We start from the raw sequence: 15,466 nt of genomic DNA, 5'->3' as shown, positions 1-15,466 counted from the left end.
AAGTATGGTTAAGGTTAGCCGGATCAGAAATAGCGGGAGAGCCAGCTGTTGCCGGCCGGCCGTGGCCATGCCTGCTGCAGCTCCCCGTAATTGGTTATAAGCGTATCAAAGTATAACGTATTCCTGTTGATGTCGCCGGTGGCCACTTTGGCTTTCAGCTCCGGCATACTTATCAACTCCACTTCCTCCCCCTCGTTCAGGAAGGCCAGCTGCGTGCGGTCCATAAAGGAAATGCCTAATTGCTGCTCCAGTTCCCGCACAAACCTTACCGAGGCATCTATGGAGCAACCGCTGGCGGTGGTGGCCTCCTCGTTGTTGGCCAGTACCAGAAAACGCCCGTGCAGCAGCGTTGCCGAGGATTGCAGGCCTTTTCCGTGGCTACTCCACTCTGTAGCAAAACGTTCCAGAACCGGCTTTATTTCAGTCTGTTCTGTCTCCGTTAACGGTCGGCTGGCCTGGTAAATCCAGATACGCGCCTGCGAGGGCAGTTGATCAAACGGAATGTACATATTCTTAATTATTGATTGTTAGTTGTTGATTGCTTATTTGTTAATCGCTCAATGAAATTTATACTTCACAGCAAGTAACAATCAGCAACCAACAATTACTTCGAAAGCCCTTCTGCCTGGGCGATGAGTTCGGCGATATCGAACACTTTTACGCTTTCCTCCTGGTCCTTGTTCTTCACACCATCATTCATCATCACCATGCAGAACGGGCAGGCAGTTGCAATCACGCCATTACCGGCTCCCAACGTGGCCAGGGCCTCTTCTGTTCTTTCGATGTTGATGTCTTTTTTACCCGGCTCCGGCTCCTTGAACATCTGGGCACCACCGGCACCGCAGCACAGGCCGTTGGCGCGACTGCGCTTCATCTCCACCAGGTCGGCGTCCAGGGCAGCCAGCACGTCGCGCGGCGCCTCGTAAATATCGTTGGCGCGGCCCAGGTAGCAGGAGTCGTGGAACGTGATGCGCTTGCCTTTGAAGGCCTCGCCTCCCTGTACTTTCACCTTGCCCTCGTTTATCAGCTGCTGCAGAAACGTGGAGTGGTGGATCACCTCATAGTTGCCACCCAGGTCCGGGTACTCATTCTTTATCGTGTTGAAGCAGTGCGGGCAGGCCGTCACGATCTTCTTCACGTTGTAGGCATTGAGCACCTCAATGTTGGTAAGCGCCTGCATCTGGAACAAAAACTCGTTGCCGGCACGCTTGGCCGGGTCGCCGGTGCAGCTTTCCTCGGTGCCCAGTACGGCATACTTTACGCCCACGTGCTCCAGGATCTGCACAAAGGCGCGGGTAACTCGCTTATAACGGTCGTCGAAAGCGCCGGCGCAGCCTACCCAAAAAAGGATCTCGGGCTCTTCGCCATTCGCAGCCATCTGGGCCATGGTCGGCACTTTCACTAATCTCTTATTCTCTTCCATCTGATTATTTGATTGTTGGTTGTTGATTGATGATTGCTATACTTCTGCAATTCATCTGATCAACACGCAACGATAAAGCTATTAACAATAAGCAATCAACAATTAATTTTTACTTGGCACATACAGCTCGTCGGCCCAGTTAAAGCGGTCGGAGGCCGGGAAGGCCCACGGAGCGCCGTTGTTCTCGATGTTGGTGAACATGGCATTAAGCGAGGCCGGCGCGGCCGACTCCTCCAGCACCAGGAAGCGGCGCAGGTCCATGATCGTGGACAGCTGGTCGATGTTGACCGGGCAGGACTCCACGCAGGCGTTGCAGGTCGTACAGGCCCACAGCTCCTCCGGGGTGATATACCCGCGCAGCAACGTTTTCTCCTCGGTTGTCTCCATGCGCTCCACGCCCATCTCCTTGTAGTGGTTCGGGGCAAAGATTGCCGGATGCTCGCCTTTCTCCTCCATCCTGTCGCGGGTATCCATCACGATCTTACGCGGCGAGAGCAGCTTGCCTGTAATATTAGCCGGGCACACCGAAGTGCAGCGGCCGCACTCGGTACACGTATAGGAGTCCATCAGCTGCTTCCAGGTCAGGTCCTCCACATCCTTGGCTCCGAAGCGCTGCATCACCGGGTTGCCCTCGGCGTCTACCTCCGGGGCAGGCGGCTGGTAGCTTGGGTCCAGCATGGCCTTGATCTCGTGCGTAATAGCCGGGTTGGTGGTGAACTTACCCTTAGGCAGCAGCTTGGAGTAGTACACGTTCGGGAAGGCCATGATGATGTGGAAGTGCTTGGAGCTAGGCAGGTAGTTCATGAAGGCCAGGATGCCCAGGATGTGGAACCACCAGCCTACCTTGGCAATGATGTAGAGTTGGTCCGGGTCCTCGCCGAAGATATCTACAAAGAAATGGCTTACCGGGTAAGCGCCCACCACTTCCTCCCCTGCCAGCAGCACCCGCTTCAGGTCGGCAATGTTAAACACGAACAGCGCCAGCATCAGCACAATCTCCGTGATCAGGATCACATTAGCGTCCATCTTCGGCCAGGCACGCATCTCCACGCCAGTCGCCAGGCGCGGCACCTTCGTCACGTTACGGCGCCACAGGAACATGGCGCAGGCAATGATCACCAGCGCGGCCAGTATCTCGTTCAGCGCCATCAGGCCACTGTAGAGGGGGCCAACGAAACCCAGTACCCGGTGGGTGCCGAAGATGCCGTCGATCAGGATCTCGAGCACCTCGATGTTGATGACGATAAAGCCCACGTACACGAAAAGGTGCAGCACCGCCGGCAGCATGCGCTTAAACATTTTCTGCTGCCCGAACGCCACCAGCAAAGTTTTATTGATGCGCTCCGACGGATTATCGGCCAGATCAGTGTCGCGGCCCATCAGAACGTTCTTGCGGATCTTTCGGATCTGCCACACAAACAGCCCGATGCCAACGGCAGCCACAATTAAAAAGATGATGTTCTCTATTCCTATCACGGCAAATTATTCGTTATACATACTAATTTATAGATAAAGATAGTAGAATCCTCAGAAATATGTATGCTGGCGCACTTTATTAAAATATTTTTCTGATGAATGTTTGCTACTTCAAAATTGGTTACTACTTTTGCATACCCTTTCGGAATAAGGGGACACAACAAGAGCTGGTGATGTAGCTCAGTTGGTAGAGCAAAGGACTGAAAATCCTTGTGTCGTTGGTTCGATTCCAATCATCACCACCAGAAACCCTCACTTTAACCGGTGAGGGTTTTTTGTTTTTATGCCCTCCCCAACTGCACTTGCTATACTTTCTTTCCGCCCCTACAGTTGTAGAACCGGCAGGATGCCTTCCGGGCTGATTTTTATACTTTATCACCAGACCAACTGCCCTTGAAAACAAGTATACGGGAGCTATCTGTTGGATAGCAAAGGCGAGATGGCAGCCGTACATATCGGCGCTCAGGACCGGGACAGCGAAAAGTTCAGGAAGAGAACCCTTGAGCTGGATTAAGGTTGGCACCTGGCCCGTAGCTCCAGCAGCGCGGCACTGTAGCCCAAATCATAGGCTTTGGAGAAATGCACGCAGGCGGAATCTGCCTGCTGCTGCTCCAGTTCGGTGCGCCCCAACAGGTAGTACAGGCGGCCATTCTCTTTATCGGCGATAAGCCCTGCGCGGTAGTCCTGCTCCGACTGCCCCAACTGCCCTTGTTTATAGTAGGCAAAACCCCTGAAGGTCAGCGCCTCCACCTGCTCTGGTCTGGTGCTGCTGTTCCGCAGGAACGTGCTAAGGTCCGCGATAGCGTCTTCATACTTGTGCAGGTAAAAAAGGCGGATCTCCCCGCGTTTCAGGTGGGCCTGCCAGAGCCTGTCGTTCAGCTCCAGCGCCCTGGTCAGGTCCTCCTCTGCCTGCTGGTACTGCTCCAGTTGCTGCAGGCTGCGACCACGCATGTAGTACACCTGCGCCGAGGGCTCCTCCTGCAGCGAGATCGTCTTGTTCAGGTCCTGCAGGGCCGAAGTATAATTCTCGTACACATCCAGCTCGATCATGGCGCGGGCCTCGTAGGCGGCAGCCTTGTCGGGTATAAAGTGGATGGCATCCGTAAGCAGGCGATGGGCGCTGGTGTACTTGCCGTCGGCAATGTAGGTAAGGGCTGTCTTATACTTGTCTTCACCGGCAATGTGGTCCATCACTGTTTTTAGCAGCAAGCTGAAAAGTATCAGACCTCCTGCAAAAGCCAGCGTAATGTACCAGTCTTTGCGCGAGAAGCTGCCACTCTTGGGTTCGCGCTTCTTGTAGTGCCGCTCGCTTACGCCGGCCGGCTCGCGCGTGGTATAATGGCGTGGGTCGTAGCGCCGCGGCTGGTGCTGCATGACGGCACGATGCTGCTGCTCGCGCTGGTACTGCAGCCGAAGGTCATAGAGAGCCCGCTTGCTTGGGTTAGACAGCACCTGGTAGGCCGCGTTCGCCTGCTTAAATAGCTCCTCGGCAAGCATATTGCCCGGATTCTTGTCGGGGTGATACTTAATGGCAAGCCGCTTGTATGCCGCCTTCACCTCCTGTGTCGTGGCCGTTTGGCTTACACCTAATACTTGGTAGTGGTTATGGTTCAAGCAGGTATCAATCTTTAAGTAAGATCCGTCTTAAATTTAACTAAACCTATACAATTAACCTCAAAATCCGTACGACAGACTTAACAAGTTATACTTTACGTAAATTTTTTTATCTACCCTCGTATACAGAACAAGTATTAAAAAAAGCAGAAAAAGAAACATGGCTCTACAACAAGAAGATAACGGAACCCGCGAGCGGAACCCCCACCTCATGGAGAACCTGATGGGGTACGTGGATACCCGCATAGACATTATACGTCTGGAGATACAGGAAAAGCTAAAGGCCGCCCTTGTAGGCACCATGCACGGCGTCCTGCTGGGGGTTATCGCCTTCATGGTTCTTATCTTTTTAAACATTTTCCTGGGCCTGCTGCTCAATCACCTCCTCGACAGCTCTTTCTGGGGCTTTGGCATTGTGGCGCTCTTCTACATCATACTTTTGGTTATACTTGTAGTGGGGCTGGATAAAAAAGTGTTCCAGGATGTGGCTGATAAGGCTTTTGATAACACCATCTATAAATCAGACAAACGAGAAAAACATATATGAGCGAGCTTAACAACCCATTATTTGACAACGAGCGTGAGTTTTTAGAGCGGCAGAAGGAGGAGTATAAAAGAGCGCTGATGGGCGACGTGGACCAGATCAAGTCGCAGGGGCAGGATATCGGCAAAAAAGCGGCCATGGTGGGCGGCGTGCTGCTGGCCGGGTGGCTGGTGAAGCGCATGTTCTCCGGCGGCAAAAAAAAAGGAAAACCAGGCAAGAAAGCCAAGGCCGGCAAAAAGGGTAAGAACGAGTCGCGCGGCACGTTTGTGGCCGCAGCGTACCCGGCCCACATGTCCACCCCGCTGATCGACTACGACTCTTACGTGCATGAGCAGGAGGATGCCTATACCTTGTCGTCGGAGCAAATGCCGAACGTCTACCATGCCGAGGGCGTAAAAAAAAAGCCTGAGCCGTTCCTGAAATCGAAGCTGGGCACGGCCCTGACGCAGCAGGCTATGGCCCTGCTGGTGCTATATGCCACCAAAAAGCTGGAAGAATACTTAAACAGTGTCTCTGAAAATAACGATATTGCAGCTAAGCCTACTGTAGCTGAGCCTGTAGTAGCGGTTACTGAGATAGAGACAACCGAGTATATCGTTCCGGAGAAGGATGCCATTTAACAGCCATAGCCCAAGACAATCATTTAACGCAGGCAGGAAGCACTTTGCCGTGCTGCTCGACCCAGACAACCTGACAGAGGCTTCCTGCCTGAACCTTATCGCCCTGAGTGAGACCCACCCTGTGGATTTTTTCTTCGTTGGCGGCAGCCTCATCACCTCCCAGAACCAGGCGGGCATCATCGCCCTCCTGAAAAAGCACAGCAACGTTCCGGTTATACTTTTCCCGAGCAGCAGCCAACACATCGACACGCAGGCTGACGGCATCCTGCTGCTCTCGCTCATCTCGGGCCGCAACGCCGAATTCCTGATCGGCCATCACGTGATCTCGGCACCCATTCTTAAAGCCAGCCAGTTACAGGTATACCCTACCGGTTATATGCTGGTCGACACCGGCCGGCAGACCACTGCCTCGTACATGAGCGGCACCACACCCATCCCTTACGACAAACCGGCCATTGCCGCCTGCACCGCCATGGCTGGCGAACTGCTCGGGCTACGGTATATCTACCTGGACGGGGGCAGCGGAGCCATGAAGCCCGTTTCTGCCGAGATGATCGCAGCCGTGCGCGAAGCCGTGGAACTCCCCATCATCATCGGCGGCGGAATCGACACCGCCGGAAAGGCAGCGGCGGCCCTGGAGGCGGGCGCCGACCTGATCGTGATTGGTAACCACATAGAAAAAAACCCCGGCTTTCTGGCCGAGGTTTCTTCTCTTGTAGCTTCGTATAACGTTGCCTTAGATGTTCATCGCTGATTCGCGACGGCGCATCTTACCGGCAGGTATACCAAACATCATCTTAAAGCGGCGGCAGAAGTAAGCCGTGTCTTTGTAACCTACCTCTTTACCGATCTCGCGGATGCTTTTCTTGGTAGTGCGCAGCAGGAACACAGCACGCTCCATACGCTGGTACTCAATGTAGTCCTGCGGGTTAATACCGGTCAGCATTTTAAAGTACTGGCCTACATAATCCTCCGACACATTGGCCACGTTAGAAAGCACTTTGTTCGACAGGTCGCCACCCAGGTTCTCCTTGATGTAGTTGAACAGGTCAATCAGGCGAGGATCTTTAAAGTACGTGCTGTTCGTTGCCAGCTGCTCCACAAACATTCTGTTCTTCAGGATGTGGCGAACAATCTCCACCACGATCTGCTCTGTGTACAGGTTGATCAGGCGCTCTTTGCCCGGTAGTTCCTGCATGTTCTCCTCCACCACTTTAATCACCAGGTTGGCGAGTTTGGTGTTGTTAGATATAAGGAACGCAGGCAGATCCAGCGATGCAAAGAAGTTAACCGAATCAAATACTTTAGCCTCAAAGCTCACATAGCTGTGGCTTTCCTCAGCGTCACCGATCAGGTCCAGGTCGTTGTTGCTTCTGAAGAACTTCTCTCTGTTCGTGATCAGGTCGTCATTTGTGATGGACTTTCCTTCACCAGACGGGCCATAGGTAACTTTGGTGCTGCGGCCACCAGGTATGAATAGAAGTTCCCCTTCTTCTACCGCCTGTTCCTCGTCACCGAAAAAGATACTGCCCTTGTGCAGCAGGATCAAATTATTACCTACATCGTAGTAGTTGCGCACCGTAAACGGCTGCTGCAACACCAGATTCTTAGCCTTAATGAATCGCACCCCAAGCGACTCAATAATCTTATTGTAATCTTCCATGTGTGTTACCAACTAACTTTTATACTGTAAACCCTTTAATTTTGGCCTAAAGCTAAGACTAATCTTTATAAACTTCAAAATTAATTTTAAATTTTATTTTAATTCGATAAAGACTATCTATAGCTCAATTCACATGGAAACAGACTTTTAGACCCTTTCTTACTTCAGCATTTCTCTCGAAATTACTATTTTCTGTATCTCAGAAGTGCCTTCGTAAATTTGTGTGATCTTAGCATCACGCATCAGACGCTCCACATGGTACTCTTTTACGAAACCGTAACCGCCATGTATCTGCACTGCTTCCACGGTTGTTTCCATCGCTACTTTAGAGGCAAATAGTTTAGCCATTGCACCAGACATGCCATAGTCGCGGTGGGCATCTTTGTCGTATGCGGCCTGTAGACACAACAAGCGGGCAGCCTCGATGTTTGTTGCCATATCGGCCAGTTTAAACTGTATAGCTTGGTGTTTGGCGATCTCCACACCGAAGGCCTTACGCTCCTTGGCGTATTTCAAGGCAAGCTCCATGGCTCCTGAAGCGATGCCCAAGGCCTGGGATGCGATGCCGATGCGTCCTCCAGCCAGTGTTTGCATCGCAAACTTAAATCCGAAGCCGTCTTCACCAATCCTATTCCCTTTTGGTACTTTTACGTCAGAAAACATTAAAGAGTGGGTATCAGACCCACGAATTCCTAATTTATTTTCCTTTAATCCTACTGTAAAGCCTTCCATACCACGCTCAACGATCAGTGCATTTATGCCACGATGTCCTTTTTCGGGGTAGGTTTGTGCTATTACAAGGTAAACGGATGCCGTACTACCGTTCGTTATCCAGTTTTTAGTACCATTCAAAAGATAATAATCTCCTTTGTCTTCGGCTGTGGTGCGCTGTGAGGTGGCATCTGAACCCGCTTCCGGCTCAGAAAGGCAGAAAGCACCGATAATCTCGCCGGTAGCCAGCCTGGGCAGGTATTTCTGCTTCTGCTCCTCCGTACCGAACTTCTCAAGGCCCCAGCACACCAACGAGTTGTTCACAGACATCACCACAGAGGCAGAAGCATCTACTTTAGAGATCTCTTCCATGGCCAGCACGTAAGAAATTGTGTCCATGCCGCCACCGCCATACTGCGGGTCTACCATCATACCTAAAAAGCCCAGCTCACCCATCTTTTTGACTTGCTCAGCCGGGAACTTCTGGTGCTCGTCGCGCTCAATAACGCCTGGAAGCAGTTCGGTCTGGGCAAAATCGCGTGCGGCAGCCTGCACCGCCAAGTGTTCCTCTGTTAGTTCAAAATTCATGGTTTATTATCTAAAGGATGATATTTGATTATTTTTAATTCCGGTACAAAACTATGAAATTCAGTTGCATTAATTCAACCTGATATGCTAATAAATGTTGCAGAGAACCTCTGATTTGTTCATATTTTTACCAAAGCCTGTTCCGAAAACGTGCAATAAGAAAGCGCCGCCAGTGCAAAAGCAAAGGCGGCGCTCGTATGATCCGGCAGATGAGACATTCCTTATTCGCGGCGTCCCATCAGCAGCGACACGTAGTACAGCAGCGTGGCCAGCGAGCCAAGGGCAGCCACCACGTAGGTAAGGGCGGCCCACTTCAGGGCGTCTTTTGCCATCGCATGCTCCTGTGTGGTTACAATGCCACGCTGGTCTATCCAGGCCAGGGCACGCTTGCTCGCGTCAAACTCCACCGGCAGGGTGATAAAGCTAAACAGCGTAGTAAGGCCAAACAGCGCCACACCTATCGCCAACGGCACAGGGGTAGCCTGTATCATCAGGATACCGATCAGGATGATCCACTGCATGTAGCGCGAGGCGATACTAAGCGCAGGCACCATGGCCGAGCGGAACTTCAGGAAACTATAGGCCCTGGCATGCTGCACAGCGTGCCCGCATTCGTGGGCCGCCACAGCGGCGGCGGCGGCACTACGGGCCTCGTACACATACTCACTCAGGTTCACAGTCTTGTCAGCCGGGTTGTAGTGGTCCGTCAGGCGGCCCGCCACCGACATCACCTTCACGTCTGTGATGCCGTTATCGCGCAGCATCATCTCCGCCACCTCCCGGCCACTCAGGCCAGAGCTCAGCGGCGTCTGGGAGTATTTCTTAAACTTGCTTTTCAGCCGGGCACTTACTCCCATGCTGATCAGCATGAATACAATACCTATAAAATATATTCCGAGCATAGTCTTTACGTAGGTTATTTAGCGTTATTGTTGTCTTCTATTTTCTTTACGATGTTGGTGGTGGAGTAGCCTTTTACCAGCGGCACGGTCTTTACCGCTCCGCCGCGGGCCTGCACCACCTCATGCCCCACAATCTGCTCTACAGCATAGTCATCGCCTTTTACCAGTATATCCGGTTGTACAGCCTTGATTAGCTCCAGCGGCGTTTCTTCGTTAAAGAGCACTACGGCATCTACAAACAAAAGGGATGCCATAACGCGCGCGCGTGACATTTCGTCCTGCAACGGGCGGCTGGGCCCTTTTATACGGCTGATAGAGGCATCCGTATTTAACCCCAAAACAAGCTTATCGCCAAGATGTTTCGCCTTTTCCAGGTAATCGACGTGGCCCAGGTGCAGCAGGTCGAAGCAGCCGTTGGTAAAAACGATTTTCTGGCCTTGACTGCGCCAGCTTTGCACCTGCTCCAGCAGGTGCGGAAGGGTATAGATCTTATCTTTTGAGTTCATGGGCATTGACAGAAGTATGGCTTTGCTGTGTTACCTGCTTTGAGCGGCCCAGCATACTTGCCATAAAACTAATCACTCCCATTACAACTACCAAAAGTGTTTGCGAAGTATGGGCCAGCAGTGCGTAGGCCATGCCGGCCTCTTTGGGCACGCCGTAGAGCAGCAAGGTAGCCTGCACCATCAGGTGGTACACGCCAATGCCGCCCTGCACCGGCGCCGCCATGCCCAGCGTACCCGCCAGCAGCACAGAGAGCGCAGCGCCCCAGCCCAACCCGGCAGTGGCCGGGAGCGCGTAGAATACGGCCAGGCTCATGCCGTAGTACATCAGCCAGACAAACACGGTGTGGCCCCAGAAAGCAGGCTGGTTCTCGAGCTTCGTAATGCTAAACACACCTTTCAGCATGCCTTTGGCGAAACGCACCGCCTTTCGGAAGTATACGTTCTTGCGCAGCAGGCTTAGGTAGCGCAGGCCAATAAACAGCATCGCCGTGGTCAAAATAAGTATTACCCAGAACGCCCAGTACAGCGAGCTTATACTTTGCTCCAGGTTCGTATACTTGTCGGTAAAGAGGCTTAGGAAAAAGTCGCGGATGCGGCCGAACTCTATCAGGAAGGTGAGTCCCACCACCAGCAGCAGCATTACCATGTCAATGATGCGCTCTGCTATCACGGTGCCGAAGCCAGTATTAATTGGCACGTTATCGGAGCGGCGAAGCATCGTACAACGCATCACCTCCCCCATCCGGGGCAGCACGAGGTTGGCCACGTACCCCACCATCATGGCGTTGTAGGTGTTGCGGAGCGGTGGGTTGTGGCCGGTGGGCCTTATCTGCATCTGCCAGCGCATGGCCCGGCTCAGGTAGGCCAGCACGCCCATCAGCACCGACACCATCACCCAGCCATAGTCTGCGTTTTGGAACTCTGCCCACATTTTCTGGAAGTCCAGCTCCTTAAGTGCGTACCACATCAGGAATGCGGACACCCCCAGCAGCAGCACGTACTTCAGAAACGAGAGCAGTTTATTCATGCAGAGGGGTTATACCAGGCGGTTGTGCTGGTCCGGGAACACCAGCGTAGGCGTATGGCTTTTAGCATCTTCAAATTTAATGCTGCAGTAAGAGATGATGATCACCACATCGCCCACCTGCACCTTACGGGCCGCGGGGCCGTTCAGGCAGATGGTGCCGGTGCCGCGCTCGCCCTTGATCACATAGGTCTCGAAGCGCTCTCCGTTGTTGATGTTCACAATCTGTACTTTCTCATTCTCCACGATGTTAGCAGCGTCCATCAGGTCCTCATCTACAGTGATGCTGCCAACATAGTGCAGTTCTGCCTGCGTAACCTTACAACGGTGGATTTTGGATTTTAAAACCTCAATATACATGGTGTAATTTGTAATGGAGCGCAAAGTTAGACAATTGGCTGCATAATAACTACCAACGCTTTCAGCTGCTTATTGTCTCTCTTCCCCCTCAACAATCTGCCCCCCGTTTAGATTCACCAGGATGTTGTCGATCAGGCGAACGGGACCCACATAGGCGGCGATGCACAACGCCGCCTCCTGCCCCGGCTGCACCTCCGCCAGCGGCTGCAACGTATCGGGGTGCACGATCTCGAAGTACTCCAGCCTTATCTCATTTGCACTTGTCAGGTAAGCTTCCACGGTCGCTTTAATCGTATAAACGGGCTTCTTGACGAGCTGTTCTTTGGCCAGCTGCAGCGCGCCGTGAAGCATGGTGGCCACCTGCCGCTGTCCTGCCTCCAGGCGCTTGTTCCTCGACGACATCGCCAGCCCGTCCTCCTCACGGATGGTCGGGTAGCGCACCACCTCCACACCAAAGCTCAGCCCCTGCACCAGCTGCTTCACAACCGCCACCTGCTGCAGGTCCTTTTGCCCGAAGTAGGCGCGGTGCGGCTGCACAAAGTGGAAAAGCTTGCCTACCACGGTGGCCACCCCGTTGAAGTGTCCCGGACGGTGCTCCCCTTCCATCACGGCTTCCAAAGGGCCGAAACTAAACTGCAGCAACGACTGTTGTGCATATACCTCCTCTGCATGCGGGGCAAACAGAATGTCGCAGCCAACTGATCTCAGCAGCGCGGTGTCCTGCTCCAGGGTGCGGGGGTATAGCCTGTAATCGTCGGGGTTGTTGAACTGGGTCGGATTTACGAAGATGCTGCAAACGGTAACGTCGTTCTCCTGCGCCGAAGCACGCAGCAGCTGCAGGTGCCCCTCGTGCAGGGCGCCCATGGTTGGCACGAAGCCGATGCGTTTGCCGCTGCAGCGCAGGGCCTGCATACGATCCCGGATGATACTGACCCGCTCTATAACTTCCATGTCGGTGGTGTGTGTTGTAAGGATGCTCTTGTAAACCCGGCAAAAGTAAGTTACAGCGTTTTAAATTGAAAATCAGAATAAAAAATACTAATTTTGCACGACCCTATACTGTTGCTTATTAAAATCTTAATTCCATACCCATGTCAAAATTGCGAATCCTTTACGCCGCCACCGAGATCAATCCCTTCTTACAAACCACGAAAGTAGCAGAGTTTTTACAGACACTGCCGCAGGGTATGCAGGAGCGAGGGATGGAGATCCGGATCTTTGTTCCGCGGTTCGGCCTCATTAACGAGCGCAAGAACCGTTTGCACGAAGTGGTGCGTCTGTCGGGCATCAACATCGCCGTGGGTGACGATGAAAAACCCTTAGTTATCAAAGTAGCCTCTATCCCAAATGCGAAGCTACAGGTTTATTTTATTGATAACGAAGATTATTTCCACAGAAAGTCGGTTTTCGTGGACAAGAACAACAAATTCCACCAGGACAACGACGAGCGCGCCATCTTCTTCTGCAAGGGTGTACTGGAGACGGTGAAGAAACTGGGCTGGGCCCCGGACATTGTGCATTGCAACGACTGGATGACGGGCCTGATCCCGATGTACCTGAAAACCACGTACAAGAAGGATCCTATCTTTAAAGATTCCAAGTCGATGTTCACCGTGTACAACAACAGCTATACGCACAAGTTTAGCGAGGATTTGCTGGAGAAGGTGAAGATGCTGGACATTGACGACAGCATGCTGACGCACCTGGAGTCTGCCGATACGAATGCCTTTATTAAGTGCGGAATGGAGTATGCCGATGCAGTTATCAAGACAAACGAGGATTTCAGCGATAACATCAACGCCCTATTCTCTGACTTTATGAAGAAGAAGACTATCAGCACTGTTTGCGCCGACGACACTCTTCTGGATAATTACTATAATTTGTATAACGAATTAAGTAAATAAATCCATTCACCCTTCACCCCTTTTTTGCACTCTGCGTAAACGATAGAAGTGTAAGGGGTATTCTTGGAAAGAAAGGGGTAAAACAATATTACAAGAGGCTGCCGCTTATATTACATTTTTGTGATAAAGCGGCAGCCTTTTTTGTTTCGCATAAGCACCTGTCTAAATGACAGTTAGCGCACAGGCCGCAACAGAAAACACAAAGGTAAAGGAGAGAAGTGATACAGATATACAAGAAATAGGTACATTTGCAGTTACCTATGTGTTTCTATGAGAGAAAATAAAGAAAATCTATGTGTGGAATTGTAGCTTACGTTGGGCATCGGGAGGCGAGCCCAATTATTATCAAGGGCCTGAAGAGGCTCGAGTACCGCGGGTACGACAGTGCGGGCATCGCGCTGATGAACGGCGACCTGAATGTTTACAAGAGGAAAGGCAAAGTAGCCGAACTGGAGGCCTTTATTGCTGAGCAGGACACGCACGGCAACATTGGCATGGGTCACACCCGCTGGGCCACCCATGGTGAGCCGAACGATGTGAACGCGCACCCGCATTACTCCACCTCGCGCAACATCGCCATTATTCATAATGGCATTATCGAGAACTATGCTTCTCTTAAAAAGCTCCTGCTCGAGAAAGGCCATACGTTCCAGTCGGACACTGACTCGGAGGTATTCATTAACCTGATCGAGGACATCCGAACGAACAACGACTGCACGCTGCCGGAGGCCGTGCGCCTGGCCATGCACGAGGTGGTTGGTGCTTACGCGATTGTGGTACTGGCCAAAGACAGCCCGAACCAGCTGATTGCGGCACGCAAAGGCAGCCCGCTGGTAGTGGGTATTGGCGAGGGCGAGTATTTCCTGGCATCAGACGCTACTCCGATCATCGAGTATACCAACGAGGTAGTATACCTGAATGATTACGAGCTGGCGATCATCAACAACGGGGAGTTGGACATCCGCACCAAGGAAGACGTGAAGCAGACGCCGTACGTGCAGCACCTGGAGATGGAGCTGGAGTCGATCGAGAAAGGCGGCTATGAGCACTTCATGCTGAAGGAGATCTTCGAGCAGCCGCGCTCTATCCTGGACAGCATGCGCGGCCGCATGATTGCCGAGAGCAACCACCTGATGATGTCGGGTATCCGCGAGTTCGAAAATAAGTTCGTAAACGCTGACAGAATCATTATAGTGGCCTGCGGCACCTCCTGGCACGCCGGTCTGGTGGCCGAGTACCTGATCGAGGACCTGGCGCGGATACCGGTGGAAGTGGAGTACGCCTCTGAGTTCCGTTACCGCAACCCGATCATCAACGAGAAAGACATCGTTATCGCCATATCGCAGTCCGGTGAGACGGCTGACACGCTGGCGGCGCTGGAGCTGGCCAAGGCGAAGGGCGCTACGATCTTCGGTATCTGTAACGTGGTGGGCTCCTCTATTGCAAGAGCAACAGACGCTGGTGCTTACACGCACGCCGGACCGGAGATCGGTGTGGCCAGCACCAAGGCCTTCACGGCACAGGTGACCGTCCTCACGCTCATCGCCATGATCATCGGCAGCAAACGCGGCACCCTGGAGACCACCAAGCTCCATGAGCTGATGGTGGAGCTGGAAACCATCCCTGCCAAGGTGGAGGAGGCGCTGAAGCTGAACGACCAGATCGTGGAGATTGCCGAGCAGTACAAGGACGCCCCCAACTGCATTTACCTGGGCCGTGGCTACAACTTCCCGGTTGCCCTGGAAGGCGCGCTGAAGCTGAAGGAGATTTCTTACATCCACGCGGAAGGCTACCCTGCCGCCGAGATGAAGCACGGCCCGATCGCCCTGATCGACGAGCAGATGCCGGTGGTGGTAATCGCCACGAAGGACAGTTCTTATGAGAAGATCGTATCGAACGTGCAGGAAGTAAAAGCCCGCAAAGGCAAGATCATCGCCATTGTAACCGAAGGCGACACGACCATCCCGGCCATGGCCGACCACGTGATCGAGATCCCGGAGACAAGCGAGCACCTAATGCCGCTGCTGTCTGTAATTCCGCTGCAGCTGCTGTCTTACCACATTGCGGTGATGCGCGGCTGTAACGTGGACCAGCCACGAAACCTGGCCAAGTCGGTTACGGTGGAGTAGCC

The 15,466-nt window shown here is 52.8% G+C and carries 16 protein-coding genes and 1 tRNA gene; 6 read left to right on the top strand and 11 right to left on the bottom strand.

Translation table 11 applies throughout. From position 1 onward, the window contains the following. Nucleotides 1–23 precede the first annotated feature (23 nt). The 3 genes from OH144_RS18155 to OH144_RS18145 all read right to left on the bottom strand — a co-directional run bounded on the left by OH144_RS18155 (nucleotide 24) and on the right by OH144_RS18145 (nucleotide 2,899). Nucleotides 24–509, bottom strand: a complete 486-nt coding sequence (locus OH144_RS18155; protein ID WP_266203694.1) for a hypothetical protein — start codon at nucleotides 507–509, stop codon at nucleotides 24–26. Between the two features lie 95 nt (nucleotides 510–604). Beyond that, a complete protein-coding gene (locus tag OH144_RS18150; protein WP_266203693.1) occupies nucleotides 605–1,423 on the bottom strand; it encodes a (Fe-S)-binding protein in 819 nt (272 codons plus the stop codon). A 102-nt stretch (nucleotides 1,424–1,525) separates the two neighbouring features. Beyond that, nucleotides 1,526–2,899, bottom strand: a complete 1,374-nt coding sequence (locus tag OH144_RS18145) for a (Fe-S)-binding protein (RefSeq protein ID WP_266203692.1) — start codon at nucleotides 2,897–2,899, stop codon at nucleotides 1,526–1,528. A gap of 169 nt (nucleotides 2,900–3,068) precedes the next feature. Between OH144_RS18145 and OH144_RS18140 the strand changes: the two genes are divergently transcribed. Further along, a tRNA-Phe gene (locus OH144_RS18140) sits at nucleotides 3,069–3,144 on the top strand. A 265-nt stretch (nucleotides 3,145–3,409) separates the two neighbouring features. Here the strand turns inward: OH144_RS18140 and OH144_RS18135 are convergent. After that, entirely contained in the window at nucleotides 3,410–4,513 is a 1,104-nt protein-coding gene (locus OH144_RS18135) for a tetratricopeptide repeat protein (protein WP_266203691.1), read from the bottom strand. Nucleotides 4,514–4,673: 160 nt separating this feature from the next. On the opposite strand from OH144_RS18135, the gene OH144_RS18130 reads away from it, so the two are divergent. From OH144_RS18130 to OH144_RS18120, 3 genes are read left to right on the top strand one after another with little or no spacing between them, the layout of a single operon-like run. Next, nucleotides 4,674–5,060, top strand: a complete 387-nt coding sequence (locus tag OH144_RS18130; RefSeq protein WP_266203690.1) for a phage holin family protein — start codon at nucleotides 4,674–4,676, stop codon at nucleotides 5,058–5,060. Next, the gene (locus OH144_RS18125) at nucleotides 5,057–5,677 is read left to right on the top strand and encodes a hypothetical protein (protein ID WP_266203689.1); all 621 of its coding nucleotides are present in this window, start codon (nucleotides 5,057–5,059) and stop codon (nucleotides 5,675–5,677) included. Before OH144_RS18130 ends, OH144_RS18125 begins: the two co-directional genes overlap by 4 nt. Beyond that, nucleotides 5,667–6,431, top strand: a complete 765-nt coding sequence (locus tag OH144_RS18120; protein ID WP_266203688.1) for a phosphoglycerol geranylgeranyltransferase — start codon at nucleotides 5,667–5,669, stop codon at nucleotides 6,429–6,431. The genes OH144_RS18125 and OH144_RS18120 overlap by 11 nt, the downstream gene beginning before the upstream one ends. On the opposite strand, the gene OH144_RS18115 is transcribed toward OH144_RS18120, so the two are convergent. The 7 genes from OH144_RS18115 to panC form a co-directional block, all read right to left on the bottom strand. After that, nucleotides 6,414–7,340 (bottom strand): AraC family transcriptional regulator, encoded by a 927-nt coding sequence (locus OH144_RS18115; RefSeq protein ID WP_266203687.1) that lies wholly within the window; start codon nucleotides 7,338–7,340, stop codon nucleotides 6,414–6,416. The genes OH144_RS18120 and OH144_RS18115 overlap by 18 nt on opposite strands. Nucleotides 7,341–7,499: 159 nt before the next feature. After that, on the bottom strand, nucleotides 7,500–8,639 hold the full coding sequence (locus tag OH144_RS18110) for an acyl-CoA dehydrogenase (RefSeq protein WP_266203686.1): 1,140 nt from the start codon (nucleotides 8,637–8,639) through the stop codon (nucleotides 7,500–7,502). A gap of 221 nt (nucleotides 8,640–8,860) precedes the next feature. Continuing rightward, entirely contained in the window at nucleotides 8,861–9,541 is a 681-nt protein-coding gene (locus OH144_RS18105; protein WP_266203685.1) for a zinc metallopeptidase, read from the bottom strand. 14 nt (nucleotides 9,542–9,555) lie between these two features. Then, on the bottom strand, nucleotides 9,556–10,047 hold the full coding sequence (gene rfaE2, locus OH144_RS18100) for a D-glycero-beta-D-manno-heptose 1-phosphate adenylyltransferase (protein WP_266203684.1): 492 nt from the start codon (nucleotides 10,045–10,047) through the stop codon (nucleotides 9,556–9,558). Then, nucleotides 10,031–11,074 carry a lysylphosphatidylglycerol synthase transmembrane domain-containing protein gene (locus OH144_RS18095; RefSeq protein ID WP_266203683.1) on the bottom strand — a complete coding sequence of 348 codons (1,044 nt, stop codon included), beginning with the start codon at nucleotides 11,072–11,074 and terminating at the stop codon, nucleotides 10,031–10,033. The genes rfaE2 and OH144_RS18095 overlap by 17 nt, the downstream gene beginning before the upstream one ends. Nucleotides 11,075–11,083: 9 nt before the next feature. After that, nucleotides 11,084–11,431 carry an aspartate 1-decarboxylase gene (gene panD, locus OH144_RS18090; protein ID WP_140622883.1) on the bottom strand — a complete coding sequence of 116 codons (348 nt, stop codon included), beginning with the start codon at nucleotides 11,429–11,431 and terminating at the stop codon, nucleotides 11,084–11,086. A gap of 69 nt (nucleotides 11,432–11,500) precedes the next feature. After that, nucleotides 11,501–12,382, bottom strand: a complete 882-nt coding sequence (gene panC / locus OH144_RS18085; RefSeq protein ID WP_266203682.1) for a pantoate--beta-alanine ligase — start codon at nucleotides 12,380–12,382, stop codon at nucleotides 11,501–11,503. Nucleotides 12,383–12,522: 140 nt separating this feature from the next. Between panC and OH144_RS18080 the strand changes: the two genes are divergently transcribed. After that, nucleotides 12,523–13,335, top strand: coding sequence for a glycogen/starch synthase (locus OH144_RS18080; protein WP_266203681.1), 813 nt, complete (start codon nucleotides 12,523–12,525; stop codon nucleotides 13,333–13,335). A 293-nt stretch (nucleotides 13,336–13,628) separates the two neighbouring features. Next, complete coding sequence (glmS, locus tag OH144_RS18075; RefSeq protein ID WP_266203680.1) at nucleotides 13,629–15,464, top strand: glutamine--fructose-6-phosphate transaminase (isomerizing); 1,836 nt, start codon at nucleotides 13,629–13,631, stop codon at nucleotides 15,462–15,464. The last annotated feature ends 2 nt before the right edge of the window (nucleotides 15,465–15,466 follow it).

It is taken from the genome of Pontibacter kalidii (assembly GCF_026278245.1).
GTDB classification, from domain to species: Bacteria; Bacteroidota; Bacteroidia; order Cytophagales; family Hymenobacteraceae; genus Pontibacter; species Pontibacter kalidii.
This window is presented reverse-complemented; position numbering and strand designations above follow the sequence as displayed.

Coding starts and splice junctions, on each gene's coding strand:
- OH144_RS18155 (WP_266203694.1), bottom strand. CDS start 509: ATGTACATTCCGTTTGATCAACTGCCCTCGCAGGCGCGTATCTGGATT.
- OH144_RS18150 (WP_266203693.1), bottom strand. CDS start 1,423: ATGGAAGAGAATAAGAGATTAGTGAAAGTGCCGACCATGGCCCAGATG.
- OH144_RS18130 (WP_266203690.1), top strand. CDS start 4,674: ATGGCTCTACAACAAGAAGATAACGGAACCCGCGAGCGGAACCCCCAC.
- OH144_RS18125 (WP_266203689.1), top strand. CDS start 5,057: ATGAGCGAGCTTAACAACCCATTATTTGACAACGAGCGTGAGTTTTTA.
- OH144_RS18120 (WP_266203688.1), top strand. CDS start 5,667: ATGCCATTTAACAGCCATAGCCCAAGACAATCATTTAACGCAGGCAGG.
- OH144_RS18115 (WP_266203687.1), bottom strand. CDS start 7,340: ATGGAAGATTACAATAAGATTATTGAGTCGCTTGGGGTGCGATTCATT.
- OH144_RS18110 (WP_266203686.1), bottom strand. CDS start 8,639: ATGAATTTTGAACTAACAGAGGAACACTTGGCGGTGCAGGCTGCCGCA.
- OH144_RS18105 (WP_266203685.1), bottom strand. CDS start 9,541: ATGCTCGGAATATATTTTATAGGTATTGTATTCATGCTGATCAGCATG.
- rfaE2 (WP_266203684.1), bottom strand. CDS start 10,047: ATGAACTCAAAAGATAAGATCTATACCCTTCCGCACCTGCTGGAGCAG.
- OH144_RS18095 (WP_266203683.1), bottom strand. CDS start 11,074: ATGAATAAACTGCTCTCGTTTCTGAAGTACGTGCTGCTGCTGGGGGTG.
- panD (WP_140622883.1), bottom strand. CDS start 11,431: ATGTATATTGAGGTTTTAAAATCCAAAATCCACCGTTGTAAGGTTACG.
- panC (WP_266203682.1), bottom strand. CDS start 12,382: ATGGAAGTTATAGAGCGGGTCAGTATCATCCGGGATCGTATGCAGGCC.
- OH144_RS18080 (WP_266203681.1), top strand. CDS start 12,523: ATGTCAAAATTGCGAATCCTTTACGCCGCCACCGAGATCAATCCCTTC.
- glmS (WP_266203680.1), top strand. CDS start 13,629: ATGTGTGGAATTGTAGCTTACGTTGGGCATCGGGAGGCGAGCCCAATT.